General features: G+C 59.9%; 26 protein-coding genes and 1 tRNA gene. 12 read left to right on the top strand and 15 right to left on the bottom strand.

Annotation, left to right across the window (positions count from 1 at the left end):
* Positions 1 to 135 precede the first annotated feature (135 nt).
* On the bottom strand, positions 136 to 555 hold the full coding sequence (locus FCH38_RS04405; protein WP_174372949.1) for a hypothetical protein: 420 nt from the start codon (positions 553 to 555) through the stop codon (positions 136 to 138).
* Positions 556 to 819: 264 nt separating this feature from the next.
* Here FCH38_RS04405 and FCH38_RS04400 point away from each other — a divergent pair.
* Positions 820 to 896 (top strand) — tRNA-Pro (locus FCH38_RS04400).
* 263 nt (positions 897 to 1,159) lie between these two features.
* Here the strand turns inward: FCH38_RS04400 and FCH38_RS04395 are convergent.
* The 4 genes from FCH38_RS04395 to FCH38_RS04380 form a co-directional block, all read right to left on the bottom strand.
* Positions 1,160 to 1,381 (bottom strand): hypothetical protein, encoded by a 222-nt coding sequence (locus FCH38_RS04395; RefSeq protein ID WP_142839283.1) that lies wholly within the window; start codon positions 1,379 to 1,381, stop codon positions 1,160 to 1,162.
* Positions 1,382 to 1,868: 487 nt separating this feature from the next.
* Positions 1,869 to 3,350, bottom strand: coding sequence for a sulfate adenylyltransferase subunit CysN (gene cysN, locus FCH38_RS04390; protein WP_174372948.1), 1,482 nt, complete (start codon positions 3,348 to 3,350; stop codon positions 1,869 to 1,871).
* Complete coding sequence (gene cysD / locus FCH38_RS04385) at positions 3,350 to 4,303, bottom strand: sulfate adenylyltransferase subunit CysD (RefSeq protein WP_174372947.1); 954 nt, start codon at positions 4,301 to 4,303, stop codon at positions 3,350 to 3,352. The genes cysN and cysD overlap by 1 nt, the downstream gene beginning before the upstream one ends.
* A gap of 28 nt (positions 4,304 to 4,331) precedes the next feature.
* Positions 4,332 to 5,114: a phosphoadenylyl-sulfate reductase gene (locus FCH38_RS04380; protein ID WP_174372946.1), complete on the bottom strand. Its 783-nt coding sequence runs from the start codon at positions 5,112 to 5,114 to the stop codon at positions 4,332 to 4,334.
* Between the two features lie 204 nt (positions 5,115 to 5,318).
* Here FCH38_RS04380 and FCH38_RS04375 point away from each other — a divergent pair, with 204 nt between their 5' ends.
* The 5 genes from FCH38_RS04375 (at position 5,319) to FCH38_RS04355 (ending at position 10,229) form a co-directional block, all read left to right on the top strand.
* On the top strand, positions 5,319 to 5,759 hold the full coding sequence (locus FCH38_RS04375; RefSeq protein ID WP_025592702.1) for an RrF2 family transcriptional regulator: 441 nt from the start codon (positions 5,319 to 5,321) through the stop codon (positions 5,757 to 5,759).
* A 473-nt stretch (positions 5,760 to 6,232) separates the two neighbouring features.
* Positions 6,233 to 7,258, top strand: coding sequence for a sulfate ABC transporter substrate-binding protein (locus FCH38_RS04370; protein ID WP_149898773.1), 1,026 nt, complete (start codon positions 6,233 to 6,235; stop codon positions 7,256 to 7,258).
* Between the two features lie 196 nt (positions 7,259 to 7,454).
* Complete coding sequence (cysT, locus tag FCH38_RS04365; protein ID WP_174372945.1) at positions 7,455 to 8,312, top strand: sulfate ABC transporter permease subunit CysT; 858 nt, start codon at positions 7,455 to 7,457, stop codon at positions 8,310 to 8,312.
* The gene (gene cysW, locus FCH38_RS04360; protein WP_174372944.1) at positions 8,305 to 9,177 is read left to right on the top strand and encodes a sulfate ABC transporter permease subunit CysW; all 873 of its coding nucleotides are present in this window, start codon (positions 8,305 to 8,307) and stop codon (positions 9,175 to 9,177) included. Before cysT ends, cysW begins: the two co-directional genes overlap by 8 nt.
* Before the next feature lie 11 nt (positions 9,178 to 9,188).
* A complete protein-coding gene (locus tag FCH38_RS04355) occupies positions 9,189 to 10,229 on the top strand; it encodes a sulfate/molybdate ABC transporter ATP-binding protein (protein WP_174372943.1) in 1,041 nt (346 codons plus the stop codon).
* Positions 10,230 to 10,654: 425 nt separating this feature from the next.
* Here FCH38_RS04355 and FCH38_RS04350 read toward each other — a convergent pair whose 3' ends face one another.
* From FCH38_RS04350 to FCH38_RS04330, 5 genes are all read right to left on the bottom strand, one after another.
* Complete coding sequence (locus FCH38_RS04350) at positions 10,655 to 11,020, bottom strand: helix-turn-helix domain-containing protein (RefSeq protein WP_149898777.1); 366 nt, start codon at positions 11,018 to 11,020, stop codon at positions 10,655 to 10,657.
* A complete protein-coding gene (locus tag FCH38_RS04345; RefSeq protein WP_174372942.1) occupies positions 11,017 to 11,310 on the bottom strand; it encodes a toxin-antitoxin system TumE family protein in 294 nt (97 codons plus the stop codon). The genes FCH38_RS04350 and FCH38_RS04345 overlap by 4 nt, the downstream gene beginning before the upstream one ends.
* Positions 11,311 to 11,359: 49 nt before the next feature.
* Positions 11,360 to 12,373 carry an NAD(P)H-quinone oxidoreductase gene (locus FCH38_RS04340; RefSeq protein ID WP_174372941.1) on the bottom strand — a complete coding sequence of 338 codons (1,014 nt, stop codon included), beginning with the start codon at positions 12,371 to 12,373 and terminating at the stop codon, positions 11,360 to 11,362.
* Between the two features lie 338 nt (positions 12,374 to 12,711).
* Positions 12,712 to 14,514, bottom strand: a complete 1,803-nt coding sequence (locus FCH38_RS04335) for a GGDEF domain-containing protein (RefSeq protein ID WP_149898779.1) — start codon at positions 14,512 to 14,514, stop codon at positions 12,712 to 12,714.
* Positions 14,515 to 14,694: 180 nt separating this feature from the next.
* Positions 14,695 to 14,931, bottom strand: a complete 237-nt coding sequence (locus tag FCH38_RS04330) for a ribbon-helix-helix domain-containing protein (RefSeq protein WP_174372940.1) — start codon at positions 14,929 to 14,931, stop codon at positions 14,695 to 14,697.
* Between the two features lie 359 nt (positions 14,932 to 15,290).
* On the opposite strand from FCH38_RS04330, the gene betI reads away from it, so the two are divergent.
* The 3 genes from betI (at position 15,291) to betA (ending at position 19,285) form a co-directional block, all read left to right on the top strand.
* Positions 15,291 to 15,911: a transcriptional regulator BetI gene (gene betI / locus FCH38_RS04325; protein WP_149898781.1), complete on the top strand. Its 621-nt coding sequence runs from the start codon at positions 15,291 to 15,293 to the stop codon at positions 15,909 to 15,911.
* 12 nt (positions 15,912 to 15,923) lie between these two features.
* Complete coding sequence (gene betB / locus FCH38_RS04320; protein ID WP_174372939.1) at positions 15,924 to 17,405, top strand: betaine-aldehyde dehydrogenase; 1,482 nt, start codon at positions 15,924 to 15,926, stop codon at positions 17,403 to 17,405.
* A gap of 230 nt (positions 17,406 to 17,635) precedes the next feature.
* On the top strand, positions 17,636 to 19,285 hold the full coding sequence (gene betA / locus FCH38_RS04315; protein ID WP_174372938.1) for a choline dehydrogenase: 1,650 nt from the start codon (positions 17,636 to 17,638) through the stop codon (positions 19,283 to 19,285).
* Positions 19,286 to 19,288: 3 nt separating this feature from the next.
* Here the strand turns inward: betA and FCH38_RS04310 are convergent, their stop codons facing one another.
* Complete coding sequence (locus FCH38_RS04310; protein WP_174372937.1) at positions 19,289 to 19,588, bottom strand: type II toxin-antitoxin system RelE/ParE family toxin; 300 nt, start codon at positions 19,586 to 19,588, stop codon at positions 19,289 to 19,291.
* Positions 19,585 to 19,857 (bottom strand): YlcI/YnfO family protein, encoded by a 273-nt coding sequence (locus tag FCH38_RS04305; RefSeq protein ID WP_174372936.1) that lies wholly within the window; start codon positions 19,855 to 19,857, stop codon positions 19,585 to 19,587. Before FCH38_RS04305 ends, FCH38_RS04310 begins: the two co-directional genes overlap by 4 nt.
* Before the next feature lie 146 nt (positions 19,858 to 20,003).
* Between FCH38_RS04305 and FCH38_RS04300 the strand changes: the two genes are divergently transcribed.
* Positions 20,004 to 21,347 carry a chloride channel protein gene (locus FCH38_RS04300; RefSeq protein ID WP_174372935.1) on the top strand — a complete coding sequence of 448 codons (1,344 nt, stop codon included), beginning with the start codon at positions 20,004 to 20,006 and terminating at the stop codon, positions 21,345 to 21,347.
* A 4-nt stretch (positions 21,348 to 21,351) separates the two neighbouring features.
* On the opposite strand, the gene FCH38_RS04295 is transcribed toward FCH38_RS04300, so the two are convergent.
* Entirely contained in the window at positions 21,352 to 22,104 is a 753-nt protein-coding gene (locus FCH38_RS04295) for a DUF3750 domain-containing protein (protein WP_174372934.1), read from the bottom strand.
* Positions 22,105 to 22,177: 73 nt separating this feature from the next.
* Between FCH38_RS04295 and FCH38_RS04290 the strand changes: the two genes are divergently transcribed.
* Both FCH38_RS04290 and FCH38_RS04285 read left to right on the top strand, forming a co-directional pair.
* Positions 22,178 to 23,176: an asparaginase gene (locus FCH38_RS04290; protein WP_174372933.1), complete on the top strand. Its 999-nt coding sequence runs from the start codon at positions 22,178 to 22,180 to the stop codon at positions 23,174 to 23,176.
* A 148-nt stretch (positions 23,177 to 23,324) separates the two neighbouring features.
* A complete protein-coding gene (locus tag FCH38_RS04285; RefSeq protein ID WP_149898788.1) occupies positions 23,325 to 23,945 on the top strand; it encodes a glutathione S-transferase family protein in 621 nt (206 codons plus the stop codon).
* A gap of 140 nt (positions 23,946 to 24,085) precedes the next feature.
* Here FCH38_RS04285 and FCH38_RS04280 read toward each other — a convergent pair whose 3' ends face one another.
* Positions 24,086 to 24,745, bottom strand: coding sequence for a glutathione S-transferase family protein (locus tag FCH38_RS04280; RefSeq protein ID WP_149898789.1), 660 nt, complete (start codon positions 24,743 to 24,745; stop codon positions 24,086 to 24,088).
* Positions 24,746 to 24,827: 82 nt separating this feature from the next.
* Positions 24,828 to 25,343: a MarR family transcriptional regulator gene (locus FCH38_RS04275; RefSeq protein WP_174372932.1), complete on the bottom strand. Its 516-nt coding sequence runs from the start codon at positions 25,341 to 25,343 to the stop codon at positions 24,828 to 24,830.
* Positions 25,344 to 25,352: the final 9 nt, after the last annotated feature.

The raw sequence follows: 25,352 nt of genomic DNA, 5'->3' as shown, positions 1-25,352 counted from the left end.
GCCGTTGCAGGGCATCATCGGGCGGACCAAGCCGTTGCGTCTAAAATTTTTGCGGAAAAATGGCAATAATCCCGAAAAAGTGAAAAGGCCCGCCGGTTGGGCGAGCCTTTCTGTTCCGGTTTTCTGGCCGAAAACTCAGTTGGCGGCGAGGAATTCCGCGCAGTAGCTGGGGCCATTGACGCCGGGGCGGTCGGAGACCGTGCGCACGGAGGTAATGGTATAATTGCTGGAAACGGTGAGCTGCACCGTGCAGGAGAGCGAGGCGGTGCGGGCGGGCGAAATCTGGCGACCCTTCTTGCCGTCCTTGCCTTCTTCGAACCTGGCCGGAACGGTGGCCTTCTTGTAACCGCCGCGCCAGTTATAGACGGTCGAGCTGCCGGTTTCCGTGTCGCTCAGCGGCGGGCCGAATTTTGCGAAGAAAATACCTGCCGACTGACCGACCCACCGCGTTTCAACGGGGCTCTTCTGGGTGAAGGAAGGCACGGAGCCTTCCGATGTCGTGCAGGCGGAGAGCGCAATGGCGAGCCCTGCGAGCGTTACGCTGCGAAATAGCATGGTGAAATGTCCTTTGTGCCGTGTCCGGCTTCCCGCCGGTCATTCCGTTCCCCTAGCAGATTTGGCGGCGACGGGCAGGGGAGGTATGCGGCTTGACGAAAATTTCCTGCCACAATTGCTTTTTTGTAACGTTTTTCAGCCCTGCGCCCTTTGCCGCAAGCGGTTGGCGAGACGGCCTCGCTGTGGGGAGGAAACTTGTCATAAAAAATGCAATAAGCCGCTTGTCGAATGCCGGAGGCTGGTCTATAGAAGCGCCGCTGGTCACGGAGTGTAGCGCAGTCTGGTAGCGCACGTCGTTCGGGACGACGGGGTCGGAGGTTCGAATCCTCTCACTCCGACCAGCTTGAAGCCTTGTATTTACGATGGCTTGCAACTGATCCCGATATTTTCTGAAAATCCCTGAATCAAAGTCTCGTGCCGAACCGACGTCTGAGCCCCCCGGTCGGCTAGTATGCAGTCGACGACTGTTCGGAATCGACGCACGGTTGTTCCGTCGATTTGCGACTGCACAAGCATTTCTCATTCTCGTCAGTGCGAGAATGAGAAATGCAAACAACGGCCGGACGCCGGTAAGAGGCAATAGGACTAATCCAGTCGACCATTATCAGCGGTAGCGGTGGTCACCACGCCAGTCACGGCGATCACGCCAATCCCTTCGGTCGCGCCAGTCGCGACGATCATAATCACGGTAGTGGCGATCGCGGTCATAGGTGCGGTAATACACGCCGGTCGTATAGTATCCGCCGCTCCGGTATCCTCTGTCGTCAACACAGCCGCTCAGGATGCCGACCGAAACCAGACAGATCGCTGCAGTCAAAATTTTCATGATCTTCATCTCCCAATGACGAACCCCAACGTGCGCTGGAGTTCGTAGTTCCATGGTTGAGAGAGTGACGTGTCGGCCATTAACCGGGCCTGAACGCGGTTCCACGGGTTTCCTTGAGGACAAGGTCGTGGCTGCGCGATGGGTGACGGCGCAGGCTCCAGCGCCGATGTGGCGGGGTACCATGGCGAGCCATCTTCTCGGTTTTTCCCGCCTTCGCAAACCTGATGCATTTGCCGTTATCAACTGCGATGAAGCCAATGTCGGCTCAGCCACAGGGAACGCAACCGCGCTTCAGCCGTTATCCATTCACAACAACGATGGAGGATAATATGCTGAAGGGTATTGCACTGTGGGCTATGGGCGTTCCGGTCGTCGTGATCATTCTGCTTTATATGTTCGTGTTTTAAGCGGCGCCTCACACCAATGGCCCGCAACGAAAAAAGGCGACCGTTTTGCGGTCGCCTTTTTGTTTGTATCGCAAACTTTCTCAGTCCAGATCGCTGATCAGCCTTGAGGCGGTCGCCACGTCGGTGCGGCGAATGTCGATCTCGTCGCGGTGTCTGGCCAGCAACTCGCTCGCCAGCAGCTTTTCGGCAAGATCGGCGGGCAGGGACAGAATGACCCGGTCACCCTTTTCTTCCGTCGCGCCAACGCTTCGCTTGCTGGTGATCATGCCGCCCGCAACCGTGTTGTTGGTGTCGGGGTCGATCAGGATGAAGGAACCGGTCGCCCGGTTTTGTTCATAGGCATCGAAAATCGCCGTCTCATCAAAGGAGAGCCGCACCTTGCCGATGGCGTTCATGGAAAGCGACGTTTCATGCGCCTGCCATTCGCCTTCCTTGAGGTTCAGCTGGCTGATCGGCTGCACGCTGACGCGCTGTCGGCGGCTGCCGCTTTTCAGCCAATAGCGCTTTCCGGCCTCGATGCCGCCGGGCTGCAAAGCCACGATCTGCGCGTCGAAGGCAAGACCCGTCTGTGGCTGCGCCTCGATGGAGACGATCATGTCGCCGCGCGAGACGTCCACCTGACGGTCGAGCACGAGCGTGATGGCATCCCCCGCCACGGCGGCGTTGCGCACCAGATCGAAAGTGACGATCTGCTTGACATTGGCGACCATGCCCGATGGCAGGACGACGACGCTGTCTCCGGGCTTCACCGAGCCGCCGGCAACCGTGCCCTGATAACCGCGAAAACTTTCGCCGGGACGCGACACACGCTGCACGGGGAAGCGGAAGCCGCCCGATTGCGCCGAGCGAACCGTTGCCAGTTCCAGCGTTTCGACCAGCGTCGGGCCTTCATACCACGGCATGGCGGCCTTGCCGGACAATACGACGTTTTCGCCCTTCAGCGCCGACATCGGAATGGCGGTGATCTGCTTGATGCCGAGATTGGAGGCGAATTCGCGGAATTCATGGGCGATCAGTTCGAAACCGGCCTTGTCGTAATTCGTCAGGTCGATCTTGTTGATCGCCAGCACGAATTGCCGGATGCCCATCAGCGCCGCAATGGTGGCGTGGCGACGGGTCTGTTCCAGAATGCCGGTGCGGGCATCCACCAGAAGCACGGCGAGATCGGCCGTGGAAGCGCCGGTCGCCATATTGCGGGTATATTGCTCGTGGCCGGGGGTGTCGGCCACGATGAAGGCACGCCGGTCGGTGGCGAAATAACGATAGGCGACATCGATGGTGATGCCCTGTTCGCGCTCCGCCTGCAAACCGTCGAGCAGCAGCGCGAAATCGGGCAGGCCGAGATCGTTCTGCTTGCCGCTGTCGCGGTGCAGCGTGGCGGCCTGATCTTCCTTGACGGCTTTCGTATCCCAGAGGAGACGGCCGATCAGGGTCGATTTGCCGTCATCGACGCTGCCGCAGGTGATAAGGCGCAGCGGGCGTGTGTCGCGCGTCGCCTTCGAATGTTCGGCAAACGGCAGAATGGTGGCGGAAGAGGGGGTATTGGCGATAGCGGCGCTCATCAGAAATACCCCTCGCGCTTCTTTTTCTCCATCGAGCCGGACTGGTCGCGGTCAATCGCGCGGCCCTGCCGTTCGGAAACGGTGGCGATTTCCAGTTCGGCGATGACCTCCTGAAGCGTCGTCGCCTCGGAACGGATCGCGCCGGTCAGCGGGAAGCAGCCGAGCGTGCGGAAGCGGATCGAGCCATGCTGGATTTCTTCGCCGGGCAACAGTTCCAGACGCTCGTCCTCGGCAAGGATCATCATGCCGTCGCGCTCCACGTAAGGGCGCTCGGCGGCGTAATAAAGCGGCACCAGCGGAATGTTTTCCGCCTCGATGTAACGCCAGATATCCACTTCGGTCCAGTTGGAGAGCGGGAAGGCGCGCACGCTTTCGCCCTTGCGGACCATGCCGTTATAGATGTTCCACAGTTCCGGGCGCTGGTTGCGCGGGTCCCATTTGTGGTCGGGGGAGCGGAAGGAATAGATGCGTTCCTTGGCGCGGCTCGCCTCTTCGTCGCGACGCGCGCCGCCGAAGGCTGCGTCGAACTGGCCGGCATCCAGCGCCTGGCGCAGTGCTTCCGTCTTCATGATGTCGGTGTAGAGCGCCGATCCATGCGAGAAAGGCGTGACGTTCTCAGTCGCACCGCGCGGGTTGGTGTAGGAAATCAGGTCGAGATCATATTCCCTAACGATATTGTCGCGGAATTCGATCATTTCCTTGAACTTCCAGCCGGTATTGACGTGCAGCAGCGGGAAGGGAATGCGGCCGGGGAAGAAAGCCTTGCGCGCCAGGTGCAGCAGCACGGATGAATCCTTGCCGATGGAATAGAGCATCACTGGATTATCGAATTCGGCGGCGACTTCGCGGAAAATATGAATAGCTTCGTTTTCAAGCGCCTTGAGATGGGGATCGAGCGGCGGCTTGGATGCGACAGTATTCTTGCTGTCCGTCTCGTGGACTGCGTTGGACATTGTGAACTCCGGGAGATTTACTCAGTGATTATCGTTGCGGGATGGCGGAAATGGCGGAGGTCTGCTCCGCACCGGCGACGTGAAGACCGCATTCGCGCTTCTCGTCGTTTTCCCACCACCATCGTCCGGCGCGCTCAGGCTCACCGGGTTTGATGGCGCGCGTACACGGCTCGCAGCCGATGGAGGGGTAACCACGCGCATGCAACGGATTGACGGGAATGTTTTCCTTGGCGACATGCGTCCGGATAAGGTCGATATCCCAGTCCGCCAAAGGATTGATCTTGATGAGATTGCGCTCGGCGTCGAATTCGGCGAACGGCGTCGTGGCGCGATTGCCCGACTGGCCGCGACGAAGGCCGGTAATCCAGAAAGCGGCTCCCTCCAGCGATTTGCCGAGCGGGATCAGCTTTCTGACATGACAGCAGGCATGACGGGCCTCGACGCTTTCGTAAAAACCGTTGAGACCGTATTTTTCCGCATAAGCGTCGATATCGTCCTGCTCGGGCCGGAAGCGGCGGATTTCGATGCCGAAACGCTCCTCGGTCTCATCGATGAGATCGACGGTTTCCTTGAACAGACGGCCTGTTTCCAGCGTCACGACATCGATCGGCAGGCGATGCGTGCCGATGGCCGCCGTGATGACCTGATCCTCGATGCCGAGACTGGTGGTGAAAACCGCACGGCCACCAAGGCCGGCTACGAAGGCGAGACGTCCCGCAAGGTCGAGCCCGGCCAGCGTGGCGTCGAGGGATGCGGTATCGGCAGAAACATTTGCTGAATTGATGGTCATTGTCACGTCCGGGATTTCCATGGCCGATTATTGTTGAAATCCGGCCTTTGGAACAGAAATGACAATGCTTGTGCGCTGCACTTGAGAGCAAAAATGCCTCTCGCGCGCATAGTCTGAGCAAAAGATACCCGTTCACCTTCTTTGCAGCCTGGATTTGAATTGTGACAACTTCTGCGCTAAGCGGGAATTGCCGGGTTACCGGGCTTGTGATCTACTGGTTTTACGATGATTTCGCAGAAGGCAAAATATGCGCTAAGGGCGCTCCTTTCGCTGGCCAAGGCCGACGGCGGCTGTCCCGTGCAGATTTCCGACATCGCCCGCGAACAGGCCATTCCGAAAAAATTCCTCGAACAGATCCTTCTGGAAATGAAAAAGGAACGCATCGTTGAAAGCCGGCGCGGCAAGCAGGGCGGTTATCTTCTGGCGCGCCCGGCCGCAGACATCACCTTCGGAGAGGTGTTGCGCCTCATCGACGGACCGCTTGCCCCCTTGCCTTGCCTGTCGCAGACCGCCTATCGCCGCTGCGAGGATTGCGACGGCGAGAAGCAGTGCGAGATCCGCCACGTCTTTGCCCGCGTGGCCGATGCGACGCGCAATATTCTTTTCAACACGACTGTTGCGGATGCGGTGGCCGGGGTCGAAGTGCCGGAGCTTTTGACGGCATAGCAGGCATCGCTCCCCACACACTCGCCGTCATCCTCGGGCTCGACCCGAGGATCCATGGTGAGGCTGGGTTGTGGATCCTCGGGTCAAGCCCGAGGAAGACGGAGGAGAGGTCTGGGCTTACCCGCCAGGACCCGATGCTGCGACGTATTACACGGGTTTCGCGACTGATGCGCGGACGACGACACAGGTGGAAGAGTTCCGACGCGGTCGTCTCCTCGCGCCTCGCAAACGAAAAAATCGTCTAAAACCCCCTAATATTTTTCGCCATCGCGGCAAAAAACCAGCAAAAATGTGAAACGGTTTTGCATTCAGCAAAGTTTTACACGACGCTTGTTGCGCCTTTCGCTTATGCTGCGCTGTATTTGTTGCCCGGAGAAACGCTCAAGGGAAACACTTTTTCGATCGTATTCGGCCTCATTGACCAACTCTACTCAACCGGTAGAGTTAAGCCATCTTCACAGGAGGGAATACCGATGTCTAAGCTTCTGTCCGGTTTGAGCGTTGCCGCTCTCGGCCTTTCACTGGCTTTGGGGGGCGTTGGCACGGCGTTCGCGCAGACCAAGCTGCTCAATGTGTCCTACGATCCGACCCGCGAGCTCTACAAGGATTTCAACGAGGCCTTTGCCAAGAAGTGGAAGGCCGATACCGGTGAGGATGTCACCATCCAGCAGTCGCATGGCGGGTCCGGCAAGCAGGCGCGCTCGGTCATCGACGGTCTGGAAGCCGATGTGGTGACGCTGGCGCTGCAGAGCGACATCGACGCCATCGTTCAAAATTCCGGCAAGATCAACAAGGACTGGCGCACCCGCCTGCCGCACAATTCCTCGCCTTACACCTCCACCATCGTTTTCCTGGTGCGCAAGGGCAACCCGAAGGGCATCCATAATTGGGGCGATCTGGTGAAGGGCGACATCCAGATCGTCACGCCGAACCCCAAGACATCAGGCGGTGCACGCTGGAACTATCTGGCTGCATGGGCCTGGGCCAATGAAGAGTTCAAGGGCGATCAGGACAAGATCAAGGCCTATGTCGGCGATCTCTACAAGCGCGCCCCGGTTCTCGATACCGGCGCCCGTGGCTCCACCGTCACCTTCGCACAGCGCCAGATCGGCGACGTGCTGCTGGCGTGGGAAAACGAGGCCTATCTCGCCGGTCAGGAATTCGGCGCTGACGCCTTCGATATCGTCGTGCCGCCGATCTCGATCCTTGCCGAACCGCCGGTCGCTGTGGTTGACGCCAATGTCGATGCCAAGGGCACCCGCAAGGCGGCGGAAGCCTATCTGCAATATCTTTATTCCGACGAGGGACAGAACATTGCGGCCAAACACTTCTACCGTCCGTCCAACCCGGCCGTTGTCTCCAAGGACCTGCTGAAGCAGCTGCCCGACATCAAGCTCGTCACCATCGACGATCCGATCTTCGGCGGTTGGGCCAAGGCGCAGCCTGAACATTTTGGCGATGGCGGCATCTTCGACCAGATTTACAAGCCCGCGAAGTAAGCGGATGATAGGGTGACAAGAGATCACCCCGTCCACCGGGACAAGATAAACAAAAGCCTGATCGACCGGACACCGTGCCGGTCGATACTTTATAATAAACGCCGGGGAACGCCGGCTCCCAGAGAGCATTTCCAGGAAAAGTGGACCCCGGTTTCCTGTCCGGAAATGCGCCAAACAAAGATTATCCGGAGCCTTGATGAGCAATAATACATCCGGAAACAGGTGGAAGTGGCGGCAGTCGAGTGTCATACCCGGCTTCGGCCTGACGTTTGGTTACACCGTCACCTACCTGTTTCTCATCATTCTTATTCCGCTCGGCGGCCTTGTCTGGTCCACGGCGAAACTTGGTTTTGCAGATTTTTTCGCGATTGCCACCGATAGCCGCACGCTGAATGCGCTGCGCGTCAGTTTCGGCACGGCTTTCATCGCCGCGCTCGTCAACGCGGTTTTCGGCGTCCTCGTCGCCTGGGTTCTGACGCGGTATCGTTTCCCCGGCCGCCGCTTCGTTGATGCCATCGTCGATCTGCCCTTCGCCCTGCCAACGGCGGTTGCAGGTATCGCGCTCACCACGCTTTATGCCAATCGCGGCTGGGTCGGCTCGCTGTTCGAACCCTTCGGCATCAAGATCGCTTTCACGCCGACTGGCATCGTCATCGCGCTGATCTTCATCGGCCTGCCCTTCGTCGTTCGCACCGTGCAGCCGGTCATGGAAGAGATCGACCGGCAGGTGGAAGAGGTCGCGGCGACGCTCGGCGCCAACCGTTTCCAGACCATCACCCGCGTTCTGCTGCCGAGCCTCACACCCGCCATCCTCACGGGTTTCGCGCTCGCCTTTGCGCGCGGCGTCGGCGAATATGGCTCGGTCATCTTCATCGCCGGCAATATCCCTTACGTCTCGGAAATCGCGCCGCTCCTCATCGTCATCCGGCTGGAGGAGTTCAATTATGCGGCCGCCACCGGCATCGCCACCATCATGCTGATCATCTCCTTCGCCATGCTGTTCCTCATCAATCTCATTCAGGCCTGGAGCCGCAAGAGGTACGGTTATGTCTGAGACCGCTTCCCGCACCGCACCCCGGCCGTTCCGCGATCCCGCCAGCGAAAGCTTTCCCGCCCGGCTGGCGCTGATCGCCGTCGCCTTCCTGTTCCTGGCGGCGTTCCTCGTGCTGCCGCTCGTCTCGGTGTTCTTCGAAGCCTTCCGCAAAGGCGGGGACGCCTTTTGGGAAGCCATCGTCGAGCCGGATGCGCTCTCCGCCATCCGCCTGACGCTGCTGGTCGCTGCCATCTCGGTGCCGCTCAATGTGGTCTTCGGGGTTGCCGCCGCCTGGGCCATCGCCAAATTCGAGTTCAAGGGCAAGGCGTTTCTGATCACGCTGATCGACCTGCCATTCTCGATCTCGCCGGTTATTTCCGGTCTGGTCTATGTCATCCTGTTTTCCGCCCACAGCGTGCTCGGGCCGTGGCTGAAAAGCTATGGCATCGAAATCCTCTTCGCGGTTCCGGGCATCGTGCTTGCCACCATCTTCGTCACCTTTCCCTTTGTCGCGCGTGAGTTGATCCCGCTGATGCAGGATCAGGGCAATGGCGACGAAGAGGCGGCGATTTCGCTCGGCGCCTCCGGCTGGCAGGCCTTCCGCTATGTCACGCTGCCGAATATCAAATGGGGCCTGCTTTACGGGGTGCTGCTCTGCAACGCCCGCGCCATGGGCGAGTTTGGTGCCGTTTCGGTGGTATCAGGCCATATTCGCGGCGAAACCAACACCATGCCGCTGCATGTCGAGATCCTCTATAATGAGTACAATCTCGGCGCGGCCTTTGCGGTGGCGACGCTGCTGGCCGGTCTGGCGCTTGTAACGCTCGTTCTCAAAACCATTCTCGAAATACGCTTTGGCGCGGGCAACGCAGCCGGCAAGCATTGAAAGGCATCTTCATGGAAGTGAAAGTTTCCGGCATCACCAAGCAGTTCGACCGCTTTCCAGCGCTGAACGACGTGTCGCTCGACATTCGTTCCGGGGAGCTGATCGCGCTGCTCGGTCCTTCCGGTTCCGGCAAGACGACGCTGTTGCGTCTGATCGCCGGCCTCGAACAGCCGACGCAGGGCCATATCTATTTCGGCGATGAGGATGCCTCGCATCGCACCGTGCAGGAGCGCAATGTCGGTTTCGTCTTCCAGCACTACGCGCTGTTCCGCCATATGACGGTGGCCGACAATATCGCCTTCGGCCTGAAAGTGCGCCCCTCCGCCACCCGCCCGCCGAGAGCGGAGATCCGCAAGCGGGTGTCCGAACTTCTCGACATGGTGCATCTCTCCGGTCTTGAAAAACGTTATCCAACTCAGCTTTCCGGCGGCCAGCGCCAGCGCGTGGCGCTGGCGCGCGCTGTCGCCATCGAGCCGAAGGTGCTGCTTCTCGACGAACCCTTCGGCGCACTCGACGCCAAGGTGCGCAAGGAGCTGCGCCGCTGGCTGCGCGAATTCCACGACCGCACCGGCCACACCACCGTTTTCGTTACCCACGATCAGGAAGAAGCGCTGGAACTGGCCGACCGCGTCGTGGTCATGAGCCAGGGCAAGATCGAACAGGTCGGCACGGCCGATGACGTCTATGACACGCCGAATTCTCCCTTCGTCTTTTCCTTCATCGGCGAATCTTCCAGCCTGCCGGTGACGATCCGCGGCGGCCATGTGCTGTTTCAGGGGGAAAGCATCGGTATCAATGAGGGCGGCGCAGGCGAGGGCGAGCTTTTCTTCCGGCCGGAAGACGTCGTGCTGACGGACGAGAAGGATACGCTCTACGGTAAAGTCACCACCTGCCGCCGCCTTGCCGGCACCCGTATCGCCGAAATCGACATCGCCAATAACGGCCATGAGCCCTATCACCTCGAAATCGAAGTGCCGCTCAACGCCGCGGTGGCCGTGGGTGCCGAACTGCGCTTTCGCCCGACACGCTGGAAGGTGTTTGGGAAGAGGTAGGCTGGGAACAGGTCTATCAGATTTCCTCATTCCTGTGCTTGTCACAGGAATCCAGCCGACGCGCGTCTGCGCGTCGAAAAGGACTCCTTTCAGCCCAAAGACTTGGTCTGGCTGGATCTCTGTGACAAGCACAGAGATGAGGGAGGTACACCCAATCCCCACAAACAGAAAAGGGCCGCCAGAGGCGACCCTTCCATGAGTTTGGTCCTGTTTACAGACCCGGGACTGTTTCTCAACGTTCCGAAGGCTGGTGGTTTTACGCCGAGGGTTGCCCCGTCGCACACACACCCTTTCCATTGCCTGAACCAGAAACCGAAATCTCATTAGACATTGGATCACCTCCTTCCGATACGTTGAACATAACTAGAAGGTAGTACGATTCGCGGTGAATGCAAGAGGCAGTCGTTCAAGCACGACCAGTGAGACTATGCCGCTTCGCCGGCCTTCACGTCGAATTCGAAATGGATGCTGTCATAGGGAAACGCAATACCGTCGTTGTTCCTGTCGATGATGCCCGCATGGAGAAGCGTCGTGACGTCGCGATGAACGGCCTGCACATCCCGCCCCACGCGGCGCGCGACCTCGCGGATCGAAAGCGTTCCCTGACCCGACAGAGCCCGGACAATGGCAAGACGCAACGGGGCGAGAATGCGGTGCAGGTCTTCATAGCTGGAAAATTCGACAGACGGTTTCGCCTCCGCCGGCTTTCCAGACATCGCCAGATTTCCGGCGGCGACAAACCGGCTTTTAATGTCATCGATGGTGCCGAGACGGACAGTCAGTGCGGTCATGCTAAAATCCTTTCCATATCACCCTGAAAAGCATCGAAGAGGGCTTCAAGCGTGGTGAACTCGATTGTGTCCTCACGCCCCTCCATGTGGCGATGATCACCTTTGCCGCGTTCATTGTCATAGCGCAGAACGCATTCACCTTTGATCACAAGTGCCAGCCGATACTTGAAAGGGTGGGCGCTTCCAGGAACCGGCTCCGGCAGGTGCCACAGGACAACCTCGAAAAAGGCGGTCTCATCGATTACCTTGCGGGTTTTTTCGAGCAGTACCACCTTCGTGTTGTTATTCATGACAACGTCCTCATCTGTTGTCAATAAAAACAACACAAGCAGAGTGTAATCACGACACCCGCATCACGATCTTGCCGATATGATTGCTGCTTTCCATCAACCGATGTGCCTCCGCGACCTCATCCAGCGCAAAGACCCGATTGATGACCGGTGCGATTTTGCCGCTTTCGATGAGCGGCCAGACCAGCTCGATGAGGTCATCGCGGATCGCGCGTTTCTCGTCGGCGGTGCGGGGCCGCATGGTGGAGCCGGTGACGGTGAGGCGTTTGACCATGATGGGGCGCAGGTCGACCTTCTCCGCCACGGCGCCGCCCAGAAAGGCGATGATGGACAGGCAGCCGTCCTTGGCGAGGGCGGCGATGTTCTTTTCGAAATAGGCAGCGCCGATCATATCCAGAACGACGTCCACGCCCTTGCCGCCGGTCTCGGTCTTGACGACGGCGGCGAAATCTTCCTCACGGTAATTGATCGCCCGTTTGGCGCCGAGCTTGACGCAGGCGTCGCATTTCTCCACTGAGCCCGCCGTGGCATAGACTTCCGCGCCAAAAGCTTTGGCGAGCTGGATGGCCGTTGTCCCGATGCCGCTGGTACCGCCGTGGATCAGCACGGTTTCGCCTTCGGTGAGGCCCGCCATCTGGAAGAGATTGGCCCAGACCGTGAAGAAGGTTTCCGGCAGCGCTGCGGCTTTGACGGCATCATAACCCTTGGGGAAGGGCAGGGCCTGTCCGGCCGGCACGGTGCAATATTCGGCGTAGCCGCCGCCATTGGCGAGCGCGCAGATTTTATCGCCCGGTTTGAATTCGGTGACGCCTTCTCCGAGCGCAACCACTTCTCCGGCAATTTCCAGGCCGAGGATCGGGCTTGCATCCTTGGGCGGCGGATAGATGCCCTGTCTCTGTGCGACATCGGGACGGTTGACGCCCGTTGCCTCGACCTTGACCAGAATCTCGCCTTTGGCGGGTTTCAGCAAAGCCATCTGCGAAAGCTGCATCACTTCCGGGCCGCCATGGGAAGGAAGGTCGATGAAGCGCATTGTTTCGGGCAGGGTCGTGGTATCGGACATGGGTGAGGGCAACTCCCTGGGGATTGGCGTTACCTTAAAATGTAGGCCGGATGCGTCCTTTAGGAAAGGCGGCTCTTTGACGCTGGAGTACGTTGGGTGTTGTTGGTTCGCATGGGCGTGGAGTGCGCGGCTTTACCCCCCTCTGCCCTGCCGGGCATCTCCCCCACAAGGAGGGAGATCGGCAAGCGGCTCTACCGTCGCTTCATTCTCAAACTTTAAGAGGGGCGAAACCTCGCCGCGTATGATCTCCCTCCTTGTGGGGGAGATGCCCGGCAGGGCAGAGGGGGGTAAAGCCGCAAACTCCGGGTCAACCGGGTCCCAAACTCGCCCCCTGTTTCTCAATTTGTCTCGCCGAACACCCGGATCACAAGACCACCTTCGTTTTCCTTTGCGGCTGTCTTGACGCCGGCAATCTCGCTGCCGATGCGCTCGGGATTGGCGATGATCAACCCTTTCGGCAGGGTGAGAACACCGATCGAGCAGCGCAGCAGCGCGAAATCCCGCTCATTGCCGCGACGGTCGAGCCCGACCATGTGCCCGGCGTCGCGGTCCTCCTGCGAATAGAGTTCCGCCACGTCGTCGTGGAAATCGCTGAGCAGGCGTTCGAGGATTTCCGTCAGCTCTTCCACCGTCCAGTCACGCACGCCGATGAAGAAATCGTCGCCGCCAATATGGCCGAGGAAACAGTCGCCGGCGAAGAAGTAACGGCGCATCAGCGCCGAAAACAGGGTGATGGCGTGGTCGCCGGCGTTGAAGCCGTATTTGTCGTTGAAGGGTTTGAAATTGTCGAAGTCGCAATAGCAGAAGAACCGCGTCTCGTCGCCGTCGCCGCAGCTGTCGGATATGAAGCCGCCAATGGCGCGGTTACCGGGCAGCGCCGTCAGCGGGTTCTGGTCCTGCGCCATCTTCAGCTGTTTTTCATTGATGACCTTGATGAGCGAGGCCGCCGAGACGATGCCGGCGTAACGCATGTTTTCGGTCAGGATGATGCAGGCGCTGCCGCCCATGCTGGCGAACATGTTCATCAGCTGATCTGCATCGGCATCAAGGCCGACGATCGGCGCGGGATCGACGAAATGGGAGATGGTGCGCTCATAAATCTTGTTCTTGAGCAGGTCGCGGCCGAAAGGCCGGTAGATATATTCCTTGAGGTGATATTCGTTGATAACGCCGCGCGGTTCGCCATTGGCGTTGAGAACCGGGAAAAATGCCTGCTGCGGGTTTCTGCGGAACAGTTCGAAGACATTATCGACGCTGTCATGCTCATAGACGGTGGGAAGACGCTCGATTTCCCGGCGGATCAATATTTCGTCCAGCGACTGGCTGCTGCGCCGCGCCACGCCCATGCGGTTGAGGTGCGGAAAGCTCTCTGGCAGTTCGCTGGTGAAGACCGTCGGTCTGGCGATCAGCCAGCCCTGCACCAGATCGACGCCATATTCGCGGCAGGTCAGGAATTCCGCTTCCGTTTCAATGCCTTCCGCAATCACCCGAACGCCAAGAACATGGGCGATGTTGACGATGTTGCGGACGAGATGCTGTTTGCGCGGAAGATGATCGACACCACTGATGAAGTGCCGGTCGATCTTCAGGTAGTCCAGCGGATAGTCGCACAAAAGCTTCATCTCGCCGTGACCGGCGCCGAAATCATCGATCGCCAGCTTGAAGCCTTCCTTGCGCATACGGGCAATCAGCGCCGTGAATTCCGGCACGCTGGTGTTGTCGAAACGTTCGGAAAGCTCAAAGCAGATGGAGGAGGCCGGAATGCCTGCCCGCGCCAGATGGCCGACAAGCTTGTCGAGAATGGCGTCGCCGTGCGGGATCAGCCGCACATCGAGATTGAGGAACAGGGTGGTGGAGGAAAAGTCGGGCAGGGTGGAGAATTTCGCCAGCGCGCGGCTTGCCAGCATCTGCTCGAAAGCTTTCAGTTCGCCGTCCGCAGCAGCCTGGTCGAGAAGCGCCAGCGGATTGGAAAATCCAAGCCGGTCATGGCCGCGCATCAATGATTCATAGCCGAAAATCGTGCCCGTCGTCGCCTCGACAATCGGCTGAAACGCGGTTTCAAGCACAAGCTTTGCCATGGGAAACATGTGCCCGGAGGCAAATCGCCTTATGACATCATTCTCCATCGTGACGGCCTGCATTTCTTTCTCCGCAATTGGCCAGCCCCGAGATTGCATGGCGTGAAAATCCGCCACAACGGGGCCGTTTCTTTTACGGCGAACAATTGCAGATCACAGGTCAACAAAAGCTTTCACGATTGTGAAGCTTTGATGAACGTTTTGTCACAACCCCCTCAATATGCGGGGTTGCCGGGCAAAGCCTCAGGCCCGGCGCGCATGCCCGGTGTGAGCGGCGTAAAGTTCCGCAACATTCATGCGCTCCCGGTCCGCTTCGACAGGGGCGGGAGGCGTTGTTTCAGTGCTGTGTTGGGCAGAGGCCGCCCATAGCCGCAGCGCGGCCCTGACGACCTCGCTGCCAGATGCGTAAGCGCCGCTATTCACGGCCTCGCGCATTCTTGCCGCCTGTTCCGGGGAAATCGATACTGTTACCATTGGCATGATATCACTCCCTTCTTTAAACGCTGCGATCGAACCTTTGATGTCCAATGTGCGGACCAGGTATCGTCGTGGTCTATGGCGGGCGTTTTTATTGTTTTTCGTCTGGCGCCGCTTCCAGCGAAATTTGTATCACTTCCTATATTAGCACGAAACGCGTTTCATTCCCAATTAGCAGTATATCACGGTTTAGTTTTTCCCCTGTGAGAGGGGTAATGAGCCTGATGCCCGGCATTTGTGAAATTATTGGAATACGGCGTCGGAAAATATGATCCATCGCAAATCCGCGACATAAAACGGCGCATTTTTTATTGATTGATTGATCAATCAAGAATAATTTGCCATCCGTCAAGGAGACGATGATGCCAAAGATTGGAATGGAGCCTCTGCGCCGCAAGGCGCTTGTGGATGCGGCGCTGCGCACCATCGGCCACCATGGTTCGCTGAATGTGACGATGTCTGACATTGCCCGGGAAGCGGGCGTGTCGGCGGCACTTGCGCATCATTATTTCGGCAGCAAGCAGCAGCTTCTTCTCGAAACCATCCGCAGCCTGTTGCGTGACCTCAGGCGCGATGCCGTGGCGGCGCTGACCCGCGCTTCCGGCCCGCGCGAGAGGCTGAGCGCCATCGTGCACGTCTCCTTCCAGAGTGACCAGTTCACGCCGGAAACTGTGGCGGCATGGCTTGCCTTTTATGTCGAGGCGCAGCGTTCGGAGGAAACCCGGCGGCTGCTGGTGATTTATTCCCGCCGCCTGCGCTCCAATCTTCTGTCCAGCCTGTCCCGCCTCTGCCCGCCGGATGATGCCGCACGCATCGCGGAAGGGGCGGCAGCGCTGATAGACGGTCTTTACATCCGCCACAGCCTGCGGTCCGCCCCGCTCGGCCTCGCTTCCGCGCCGGCGCTTGTCGAGGATTATTTCGACATGCAGCTCAAACCCTATCCCGATGGACAGCGCCCCAAGCCGTCCATCCGCGTTCTCTAAGGAGACTTCGACATGACTATCGCCACGCCTCTCCGGGCGCAGCCCAAAGCCTCGCATTTCATCGACGGCGACTATGTCGAAGACACTGCCGGCACGCTGTTCGAAAGCATCTTTCCGGCCACCGGCGAGGTTATCGCAAGGCTGCATGCGGCAACCCCGGCGATTGTCGAGCGCGCCATCGCGTCTGCCAAGCGCGCCCAGAAGGAATGGGCGGCGATGACCCCCATGGCGCGCGGCCGCATCCTCAAACGCGCCGCTGATATCATGCGTGAACGCAACGATGCGCTTTCCACGCTGGAGACACTCGATACCGGCAAGCCGATCCAGGAAACCATCGTCGCCGATCCCACCTCCGGCGCGGATGCCTTCGAGTTTTTCGGCGGCATCGCACCTTCTGCGCTGAATGGTGATTACATCCCGCTCGGTGGAGATTTCGCCTATACGAAGCGCGTGCCATTGGGAGTCTGCGTGGGCATCGGCGCATGGAACTATCCGCAGCAGATCGCCTGCTGGAAGGCAGCGCCGGCACTCGTCGCCGGCAACGCCATGGTCTTCAAGCCCTCGGAAAACACCCCGCTGGGCGCACTGAAGATCGCCGAAATCCTCATCGAAGCCGGTCTGCCCAAGGGCCTGTTCAACGTCATTCAGGGCGATCGTGATACCGGTCCGCTGCTGGTCAACCACCCCGATGTCGCGAAGGTCTCGCTGACAGGCTCAGTCCCAACCGGCCGCAAGGTGGCCGCTGCCGCTGCCGGGCATCTCAAGCACGTGACCATGGAGCTCGGCGGCAAGTCGCCGTTGATCGTTTTCGACGATGCCGATATCGAAAGTGCTGTCGGCGGTGCGATGCTCGGCAATTTTTATTCCTCCGGGCAGGTCTGCTCCAATGGCACGCGCGTCTTCGTGCAGAAAAAAGCCAAGGGCCGCTTCCTCGAAAACCTGAAGCGCCGCACCGAAGCGATGATCCTCGGCGATCCGCTTGACTACGCCACCCATCTCGGCCCGCTGGTCTCCAAGGCCCAGCAGGAGAAGGTTCTTGCCTACATCGAAAAGGGCAAGGCGGAGGGTGCGACGCTGGTGACCGGCGGCGGCATCCCCAACAATGTGTCGGGTGAGGGGGCCTATGTGCAGCCGACCGTTTTTGCCGATGTAACCGACAACATGACCATCGCCCGCGAGGAAATCTTCGGCCCGGTCATGTGCGTGCTGGATTTTGACGATGAAGACGAGGTTCTCGCCCGCGCCAACGCCACCGAATTCGGCCTCGCCGGCGGCGTCTTCACTGCCGATCTCGCCCGTGCTCACCGTGTGGTGGATCAGCTGGAGGCGGGCACGCTATGGATCAACACCTATAATCTCTGCCCGGTGGAAATCCCCTTCGGCGGCTCGAAACAATCCGGCTTCGGGCGGGAGAATTCGGCGGCGGCGCTGGAGCATTACAGTGAGCTGAAGACGGTTTATGTGAGCACGGGGAAGGTGGACGCACCTTATTGACGGTTGGCGCGTGGGGCTTACCCCCCTCTGCCCTGCCGGGCATCTCCCCCACAAGGAGGGAGATCGACCTGCGGCCACGTCGCGTCCTTCTTCGAGGTCGCAAATGAAGCGATGCCCCGTCGTCTTGCTGATCTCCCTCCTTGTGGGGGAGATGTCCGGCAGGACAGAGGGGGGTAAGCCCCACGCGCATACCCTAAATCAGAACCACAGCTCATCGGAGAGCACAAATCATGCAAGCAGATTACGTCATCGTCGGCTCCGGTTCCGCAGGTTCCGCCATCGCCTACCGCCTGTCGGAAGACGGTCGCTATTCCGTCATCGTCATCGAGGCTGGCGGTTCGGATTTCGGCCCCTTCATCCAGATGCCGGCCGCACTCGCTTGGCCGATGAGCATGAAGCGCTACAATTGGGGTTACCTCTCCGAGCCCGAACCCAATCTCGACAATCGCCGCATCACCGCCCCGCGCGGCAAGGTCATCGGCGGCTCGTCCTCCATCAACGGCCTCGTTTACGTGCGCGGCCATGCCGAGGATTTCAACCGCTGGGAAGAGCTTGGCGCGCAGGGCTGGGCCTATGCGGATGTGCTGCCCTACTTCAAGCGCATGGAACACAGCCATGGCGGCGAGGAAGGCTGGCGCGGCACGGATGGGCCGCTGCATGTGCAGCGCGGGCCGGTGAATAATCCGCTGTTCCATGCCTTTATTCAGGCCGGCGCACAGGCCGGCTTCGAGCTGACGGACGACTATAACGGCTCCAGGCAGGAAGGTTTCGGCCTTATGGAGCAGACCATCCACCACGGCCGTCGCTGGTCCGCCGCCAATGCCTATCTGCGGCCGGCGCTGAAGCGCGGTAATGTCACGCTGGTTGGCGGTTTCGCCCGCAAGATTGTCATCGAGAATGGCCGCGCCGTGGGTGTCGAGATCGAGCGTAAGGGCGTGGTGGAAACCATCACGGCCAATCGCGAAGTCATCGTGTCCGCCTCCTCATTCAACTCACCGAAACTGCTGATGCTTTCGGGCATCGGCCCTGCCGCGCATCTGGCTGAGATGGGCATTGAGGTAAAGGCGGATCGTCCGGGTGTGGGCGCAAACCTTCAGGACCATATGGAGTTCTATTTCCAGCAGGTCTCGACCAAGCCGGTCTCGCTTTATTCCTGGCTGCCATGGTTCTGGCAGGGCGTGGCGGGCGCGCAATGGCTGCTGTCGAAGGGCGGGCTTGGCGCCTCCAATCAGTTCGAGGCCTGCGCCTTCCTGCGCTCAGCACCGGGGCTGAAACAGCCTGACATCCAGTATCATTTCCTGCCGGTCGCCATTTCCTATGACGGCAAGGCGGCCGCGAAAAGTCATGGTTTTCAAGTGCATGTCGGCTATAACCTGTCGAAATCGCGCGGCAATGTCACGCTCCGCTCCGCCGATCCGAAGGACGATCCGGTCATTCGTTTCAACTATATGAGCCACCCGGAAGACTGGGAAAAATTCCGCCATTGCGTGCGCCTGACGCGCGAGATTTTCAGCCAGAAAGCCTTCGACGATTTTCGCGGACCGGAAATCCAGCCGGGCGAAAATGTCGGGACGGACGAGGAAATCGACGCCTTTTTGCGCGAGCATCTAGAAAGCGCCTATCACCCCTGCGGCACCTGCCGGATGGGCGACCGCAACGACCCGATGGCCGTCGTCGATCCCGAATGCCGGGTGATCGGCGTGGAGGGATTGAGGGTCGCCGACAGCTCGATCTTCCCGCATGTGACCTATGGCAACCTCAACGGCCCGTCGATCATGACCGGCGAAAAGGCGGCCGATCATATTCTTGGAAAGACCCCGCTGCCGCGTTCCAATCAGGAACCTTGGGTGAACCCGCGCGCGGCGGTCAGCGACCGGTGAGGATCAAAGGTAATCATCCTCGCGCTGGTGGCGGATCGCGAGGATGGACACGGTTTCCGCATCTTCGATTTGAATGAGGACGATGTAACCGGAAGATCCGAACGGAACGATCAGTTCCCGTAAGAGTGCGTTGTCTCCAGGTGCCTTGCGCGTTGCGAAAGGAAACTCGCTCAGTCCCTCAATCGTCGAAATGATTCGGTCCACGGCTTTTTCCGCCGTTGAAAAATCCTTTTCCAGTAGAAAATTATATAGCCGGGTTATGTCCGCTCGGGCGGCAATCGTGTACCGGAGATTGAACGTCACTTGCCACGCTCAGCTTTCTTAGCTGCGAGCATCGCCCGCAATTCCGCATGCACCTCTTCGGCGGAGTAAAAAATCCCGGTGCGTTTGGATTCTTCGAGTGACGCCAGCCCACGCGCGATGAACTCCGCTTGTGATTTACGGATTTCCACCTGCCTGCGCACGGAATCCTCAACGAAGGAAGAGAGCGTCTCGCCGTCCTTCAGCACGCTTTCCGCCGCCTCGCGAAAATCCGCCGTTACCCGAAGCGAGGGTAATGTCGCGGTTTTCATGTCTCGCCTCCATGCGTTGCAATTGCGATGCGCAGAATGAGCCGCTTCTCACGCCATGTCAAATGCAAAACTTGCAATCGCGGGCTGGCAGTCCGATAAAAGGACCTCCCGCCCGACAATGACTGAAATTACCGATCTGGACCGCCATGCCCGTCGATTACAAGAAGCTGAAGATGCTCCGCCGTTCCCGTGTTGTCTGGGGGTCGTGGCGGGCGTGGAAACCGCGGGCGGTTTTCTGGGTCGGCGCGCTTGCGGTGGGGGTCATCAGCGTCGGTTTTGCATGGGCGGCGGATCGCGCCCAGCATCTTTTTTTCGCGGCCACTTCTTCGGGGCCGTGGGCGTTCCTGTTGCCCCTCATCATCACGCCGCTCGGTTTCACGCTCTGCGCCTGGCTGGCATTGACGGTTTTCCCCAATGCCGGTGGCAGCGGCATTCCGCAGGCGATCGCGGCGCGGCATCTGCGTGACGATGCGGATCGCTCGCGGCTTCTGTCGCTGAAGCTCGCTTTCGGCAAGGTGGTGTTGACGGTGGCGGGTCTTTTGTCCGGTGCGTCGATCGGGCGTGAGGGGCCGACCGTTCAGGTGGGTGCCTCGATCATGCTGCAGGCCGCCCGCTGGGGCGGCATGGCGCAGGCGAAGGGTCTCATCCTTGCCGGATCGGCGGCGGGCATCGCGGCCGCCTTCAATACGCCGCTGGCAGGCATCGTCTTTGCTATCGAGGAAATGAGCAAAACCTACGAATCACGCGCCAATGGTCTCGTTCTCACCGCCGTCATCCTGTCCGGCCTTGCTTCGCTGGCGCTGGTCGGCAGCTACACATATTTCGGTACGAGTTCCGTTCTGGCGAAAACGACAGCAGACTGGCTTCTGGTGCTGATCTGCGGCATTGGCGGCGGCGCTTTCGGCGCGCTTTTCAGCGCCGGGGCGCTGCGTCTGTCCGCCCGCATCCGGCGCTTCGCGCAAACCATGCCTTTGAAGCGAATGCTGGCGGTTGCCGCCGCCTGCGGCCTCGCTTCGGCCGTCATCGGCATTGCAACGGGTGGCGCGACCTTTGGAACCGGCTACGAACAGGCCCGTGCGGCGATTGAGGGGCAAGCCGCTCCGACCTTCTTCTTCATCGAAAAGCTGGCGGCGACATTTCTTGCAATGATGTCGGGTATTCCCGGCGGCATCTTCGCGCCCTCCCTGTCCGTGGGTGCCGGTTTTGGCAGCACCATGGCCGCTCTGCTCGGCACCAGCATCGGCCTTGGCGCGATCGTTGGCATGGCAGGATATTTCGCCGGCGTGGTGCAGGCGCCGATGACGGCTTTTGTCATCATCCTCGAAATGACCGGCAATCATGAAGGCGTCATCCCCATCATGGTGGCATCGATGCTGGGATATCTGACCTCCCGCCTGTTCTCCCGGGAACCGCTCTATCACGGCCTGTCGCGCGTTTTCATCGCCCAGGCCATCCGCGCAAAAAGGGCAAGTCACGCCGCCGATGCCTGATGCGTCAGACGCGTGCGCCGGCCACCCCGAAATAACCAAGCCCCGGTATCTTGATGCCCGGGCGGCTGAAATCGATCCCCGCGACCAGACCGAGAAAATTGATCTCGAAACCGCTGCGCGTTCCCGCCGAAATACCAAACAATCCGCCCAGCGAAACACTCGCATCCTTCCAGTCGTCGGCAACATGATAAAACGCGCCGTTCGGCAGATAGTCGCGACCCACCGCATCTGATGGCAGCACCACGCCGAGTTCCGGCACGCTGCGCAGCACATGGGCGACGAAGGTGTTGGAGTTCGGGCCGGGATAGATGCGGTAGCCGCCCGGCTTGCCGTAGGGGTAGTCGGCAATCGCCTGTTCGATCCTGGGGATCAGCTTTTCCGCCGCCGCGCCGTGAACGGCCACCACCTGGCGCGGCGTGTTGGAATACCAGAAGGCATCCGCCGCATAACCATTGCGGCGGATGGGCGTTCCCCAACCCACCTTGTCATAGCGGTCATAGGCCGTCGCACCCGGCTTTTTCAGCACGATCCAGGCATGGCTGGCGACGGAGCCCTTGAAGCCCCCGGTCATGGCGGAAAACACGTAAACCGCTGCCTGCCCATCGGCTCCGGCTTGCGGAAGGGTGCCTGAGGAGGACCAGCGGGCATCGCGCCAGCCCTGCGGATGATCCCGCATGGCCCACAACCCGGCCGATGCCAGCGCAGGCAGCAGATAGATAATGGCAATCGCCAGCAGCAGACGTTTTGCAAATTTCACTGAGAGCCCCGTGCATCGAAAAATCAATTACGGTATCAACGACATAAAATCAGAATTTTTTGAGGCTGAGAGAATGAACAATTCCGTTACCGTCGAAATCACCAGGGGCAGTCTTGTCGAAAGCCGCCATCAGGGCCTTGCCGTGGTGGTGGATGGCGATGGCGGTGTTGTGTTTGCGGCAGGCGATATCGAGCGCGGCATCTTCCCGCGTTCTGCCTGCAAGGCCATGCAGGCGCTGCCGCTGGTGGAAAGCGGCGCGGCGGATGCCTATGGTTTCGGCAATCGTGAACTGGCGCTTGCCTGTTCCTCCCATTCCGGTGAAGACGAACATGCGGCGCTTGCCGCTTCCATGCTGGCCAAAGCGGGACGGGATGTGGAGACGCTGGAATGCGGTGCGCACTGGTCATCCGACCAGAAAACCATCATCCATCAGGCCCGCACGCTGGAAAAACCGACGGCGCTACACAATAATTGCTCCGGTAAACATTCCGGCTTCATCTGCGCCTGCTGCCACACGGGCACCGACCCCAAGGGCTATGTCGGTTATGATCACCCGTTGCAGAGGCAAATCCGCGCCACGATGGCAAGCCTGACGGGGGCGGCGCTCGGCCACGACAATTGTGGCGTCGATGGTTGCTCCATCCCCACCTATGCGGTGCCGCTCACGGGTCTGGCGCATGGTTTCGCCAGGATGGCGACGGGCAGGGGGCTGGAAGCGGGCCGCGCCAAAGCCTCGCGCCGTCTCATCGAGGCCTGCATGGCGGAACCCTTTTATGTGGCAGGCACCGGCCGCGCCTGCACGAAGCTTATGCAGATCGCACCGGGCAAGATTTTTGCCAAGACCGGCGCTGAAGGCGTTTTCGTGGCGGCCCTTCCGGAAAAGGGCATTGCCATGGCGGTGAAATGCGAGGACGGCACCACGCGCGCGGCCGAAGCCATGGTCTCGGCATTGCTAGCCCGCTATTTTGATGAGGGCAGTGCCGAGCAGCAGGTGCTCATTGGCATGTCCAACCGGCAGATGCGCAACTGGAACGGCATCCATGTCGGCGATGTCAGAGTCGTCGGGCTGTAAGAAACGCCATAAAACCTTTGACGCCGCCGGTTGCCGGCACGATGATGGCTTGCCCTGCGCGTGATGGCCGACTCCCGGCCGCCGGCAAGGTCCGGCGTCCACAGCAAGAGGAGGTGGACGCCTTCATTGTCCTGGAGGTCGCATATTCATGTTTACCCTGTTTTTCTCCCCCGGCTCCTGCTCGCGCGCCAGCCATATCGTGCTTGAGGAATCCGGCCTGCCTTACACGGCCCACCGCGTCAATTTTGCGCAGGGCGAACAGCGCTCCGAGACATTTTTGAAGATCAATCCGAAAGGCCGCGTACCGGCGCTGGCCACCGCAAGCGGGGTGCTGACCGAGACACCGGCCATCCTCGCCTTCATCGCCCAGATGGCTCCGGAGAAGAAACTTGCGCCGCTGGATGATCCCTTCGAATTCGCGGTCATGCAGTCTTTCAACGCCTTCATCTCTTCCACCGTGCATGTTGCCCATGCGCATGGCCGGCGCGGCAGCCGCTGGGCGAATGAGGATGCGTCTCTGGCGGATATGAAAGCGAAAGTGCCGCAGACCATGGGCGAGTGCTTCGAACTGATCGAGCACGGCCTGCTGCACGGCCCCTGGGTTCTGGGCACGGCCTATTCGGTGGCTGACCCCTATCTTTTCGTCATGTCCGGCTGGCTGGAAAGCGACAGCGTGGATATTGCCCGCTTCCCGAAAGTGCACGATCACTTCCGCCGCATGAACGACCGCCCGGCAGTGCAGCGGGCGCTGGCGAGCGAGAGGGGCTAATAGTTGCTGTCGTCATCCTCGGGCTTGTCCCGAGGATCTGCAACGTATTGATTTTATTCGACGTGGTTGGATCCTCGGGACAAGCCCGAGGATGATGTTGAGTACGGATGGACGTCTCCAGTCCGCGCCAAAAGCTCATTTCAAGCAGCCTCAGCCGCGCGCGTATCCCACATGGTCTTGAACGCCGTGCGCGCCTGGCAACGGGTGAGCCAGGCCTTAACCGCCGGATGGGCGTCAAACAGCGGCGGGTGGCCCTGCGCGTAACGAACGATTTCCGCGGCATTGAGATCGGCAACGGTGAAGCGATCACCCACCAGATAATCATGGCGGACAAGATGCTGTTCCAGCACCCGGAAAGGGCGTTTCAGCAGGCGGGCGGCAACGTCGATCACAGCCCTGCCGGCATCGCCTTCCGATAGACCTTCGGCGACGGCGGAAGAAATCTTCAGCGAATTGGCTTCGACTTCGGTGGCGGCGAAGAACGACCATTGCAGCATCGCCGCATCTTCCTTGAGGTCCACAGGCGCCAGCGGCCCGCCATATTTGCGGGCGAGGTAAAGATTGATGGCCATGGATTCATAAAGCACCATGCCGTCATCTTCGACGCAGGGAATGGTCCCCATCGGGTTGATGGCGAGAAACGCGGGCGACAGTGTGTTGAGCGGCGCGTCGGCAGCGAGCGGATCGGCAAGGCGGCGGGCCTGTATGACAGGCACATGTTTGAATTCTATGCCGAGTTCCCCTGCGAGCCACAGCGTGCGCGTGGCGCGGGACCGGTAGACACCGTAAATCGTCAACATCGAAATTACCCCTTGAACCTGTTCGATGGCGGCACGTTACGGTCTCGTTGTTTTAAAGTGAAGTTGCAGAGCGCCGGGGCAACTATGATTTTTTCTGATCCGTCAGCAAGTCCGTGTCCGGTGACAACCGGTATTCGAAACGGTCGATAAACCGCTCGAACAGGCGCGCGAAAGTCTCCACATCGTCGGCTGGCCAGCCATCCATCACATCTTCGATGACGCTCATCTTGGTGCGGCGCATTTCCTGCAGCAGGCTGGTGCCGAGCGGCGTAATCTCGACGATGCTGCGGCGGCCATCCTCCTGCGAGACGCCCCGTTTCAACAGGCCGCGCCCGACCATGTCCGCGACGACGCGGCTGCCACGCGAGGGATCAATGCGCATGCCCTCGGCAATCGCACCCACGGTGACATCACCTTCGGCGCGCCGCAGAATATCCAGAACGTCGATATGCGAAAGTTCGAGACCCGGAGCGAGCTTGGCAAGCGCCATGCGGCCGATGATGCGGCGGCCGATCATGATGCGCATGCGCGTCATCGTATTGCCGATCCGCTTGATGTCCTCGGGCAAATCTTCGTTCCAGTCTTCCTCGGTCGCCACTCTCAGCTG

It is taken from the genome of Agrobacterium tumefaciens, assembly GCF_013337285.1.
GTDB lineage: Bacteria > Pseudomonadota > Alphaproteobacteria > Rhizobiales > Rhizobiaceae > Agrobacterium > Agrobacterium burrii.
Note: the sequence above shows the minus strand (reverse complement) of the source record. Positions and strands in the feature narration are given on the sequence as shown.

Coding starts and splice junctions, on each gene's coding strand:
- FCH38_RS04330 (WP_174372940.1), bottom strand. CDS start 14,931: ATGCCAATGGTAACAGTATCGATTTCCCCGGAACAGGCGGCAAGAATG.
- cysT (WP_174372945.1), top strand. CDS start 7,455: ATGAGCAATAATACATCCGGAAACAGGTGGAAGTGGCGGCAGTCGAGT.
- FCH38_RS04395 (WP_142839283.1), bottom strand. CDS start 1,381: ATGAAAATTTTGACTGCAGCGATCTGTCTGGTTTCGGTCGGCATCCTG.
- FCH38_RS04280 (WP_149898789.1), bottom strand. CDS start 24,745: ATGTTGACGATTTACGGTGTCTACCGGTCCCGCGCCACGCGCACGCTG.
- FCH38_RS04285 (WP_149898788.1), top strand. CDS start 23,325: ATGTTTACCCTGTTTTTCTCCCCCGGCTCCTGCTCGCGCGCCAGCCAT.
- FCH38_RS04345 (WP_174372942.1), bottom strand. CDS start 11,310: ATGAATAACAACACGAAGGTGGTACTGCTCGAAAAAACCCGCAAGGTA.
- betI (WP_149898781.1), top strand. CDS start 15,291: ATGCCAAAGATTGGAATGGAGCCTCTGCGCCGCAAGGCGCTTGTGGAT.
- betB (WP_174372939.1), top strand. CDS start 15,924: ATGACTATCGCCACGCCTCTCCGGGCGCAGCCCAAAGCCTCGCATTTC.
- FCH38_RS04340 (WP_174372941.1), bottom strand. CDS start 12,373: ATGTCCGATACCACGACCCTGCCCGAAACAATGCGCTTCATCGACCTT.
- FCH38_RS04355 (WP_174372943.1), top strand. CDS start 9,189: ATGGAAGTGAAAGTTTCCGGCATCACCAAGCAGTTCGACCGCTTTCCA.
- FCH38_RS04405 (WP_174372949.1), bottom strand. CDS start 555: ATGCTATTTCGCAGCGTAACGCTCGCAGGGCTCGCCATTGCGCTCTCC.
- FCH38_RS04335 (WP_149898779.1), bottom strand. CDS start 14,514: ATGCAGGCCGTCACGATGGAGAATGATGTCATAAGGCGATTTGCCTCC.
- cysD (WP_174372947.1), bottom strand. CDS start 4,303: ATGTCCAACGCAGTCCACGAGACGGACAGCAAGAATACTGTCGCATCC.
- FCH38_RS04290 (WP_174372933.1), top strand. CDS start 22,178: ATGAACAATTCCGTTACCGTCGAAATCACCAGGGGCAGTCTTGTCGAA.
- cysN (WP_174372948.1), bottom strand. CDS start 3,350: ATGAGCGCCGCTATCGCCAATACCCCCTCTTCCGCCACCATTCTGCCG.
- betA (WP_174372938.1), top strand. CDS start 17,636: ATGCAAGCAGATTACGTCATCGTCGGCTCCGGTTCCGCAGGTTCCGCC.
- FCH38_RS04300 (WP_174372935.1), top strand. CDS start 20,004: ATGCCCGTCGATTACAAGAAGCTGAAGATGCTCCGCCGTTCCCGTGTT.
- FCH38_RS04350 (WP_149898777.1), bottom strand. CDS start 11,020: ATGACCGCACTGACTGTCCGTCTCGGCACCATCGATGACATTAAAAGC.
- FCH38_RS04380 (WP_174372946.1), bottom strand. CDS start 5,114: ATGGAAATCCCGGACGTGACAATGACCATCAATTCAGCAAATGTTTCT.
- cysW (WP_174372944.1), top strand. CDS start 8,305: ATGTCTGAGACCGCTTCCCGCACCGCACCCCGGCCGTTCCGCGATCCC.
- FCH38_RS04375 (WP_025592702.1), top strand. CDS start 5,319: ATGATTTCGCAGAAGGCAAAATATGCGCTAAGGGCGCTCCTTTCGCTG.
- FCH38_RS04305 (WP_174372936.1), bottom strand. CDS start 19,857: ATGAAAACCGCGACATTACCCTCGCTTCGGGTAACGGCGGATTTTCGC.
- FCH38_RS04370 (WP_149898773.1), top strand. CDS start 6,233: ATGTCTAAGCTTCTGTCCGGTTTGAGCGTTGCCGCTCTCGGCCTTTCA.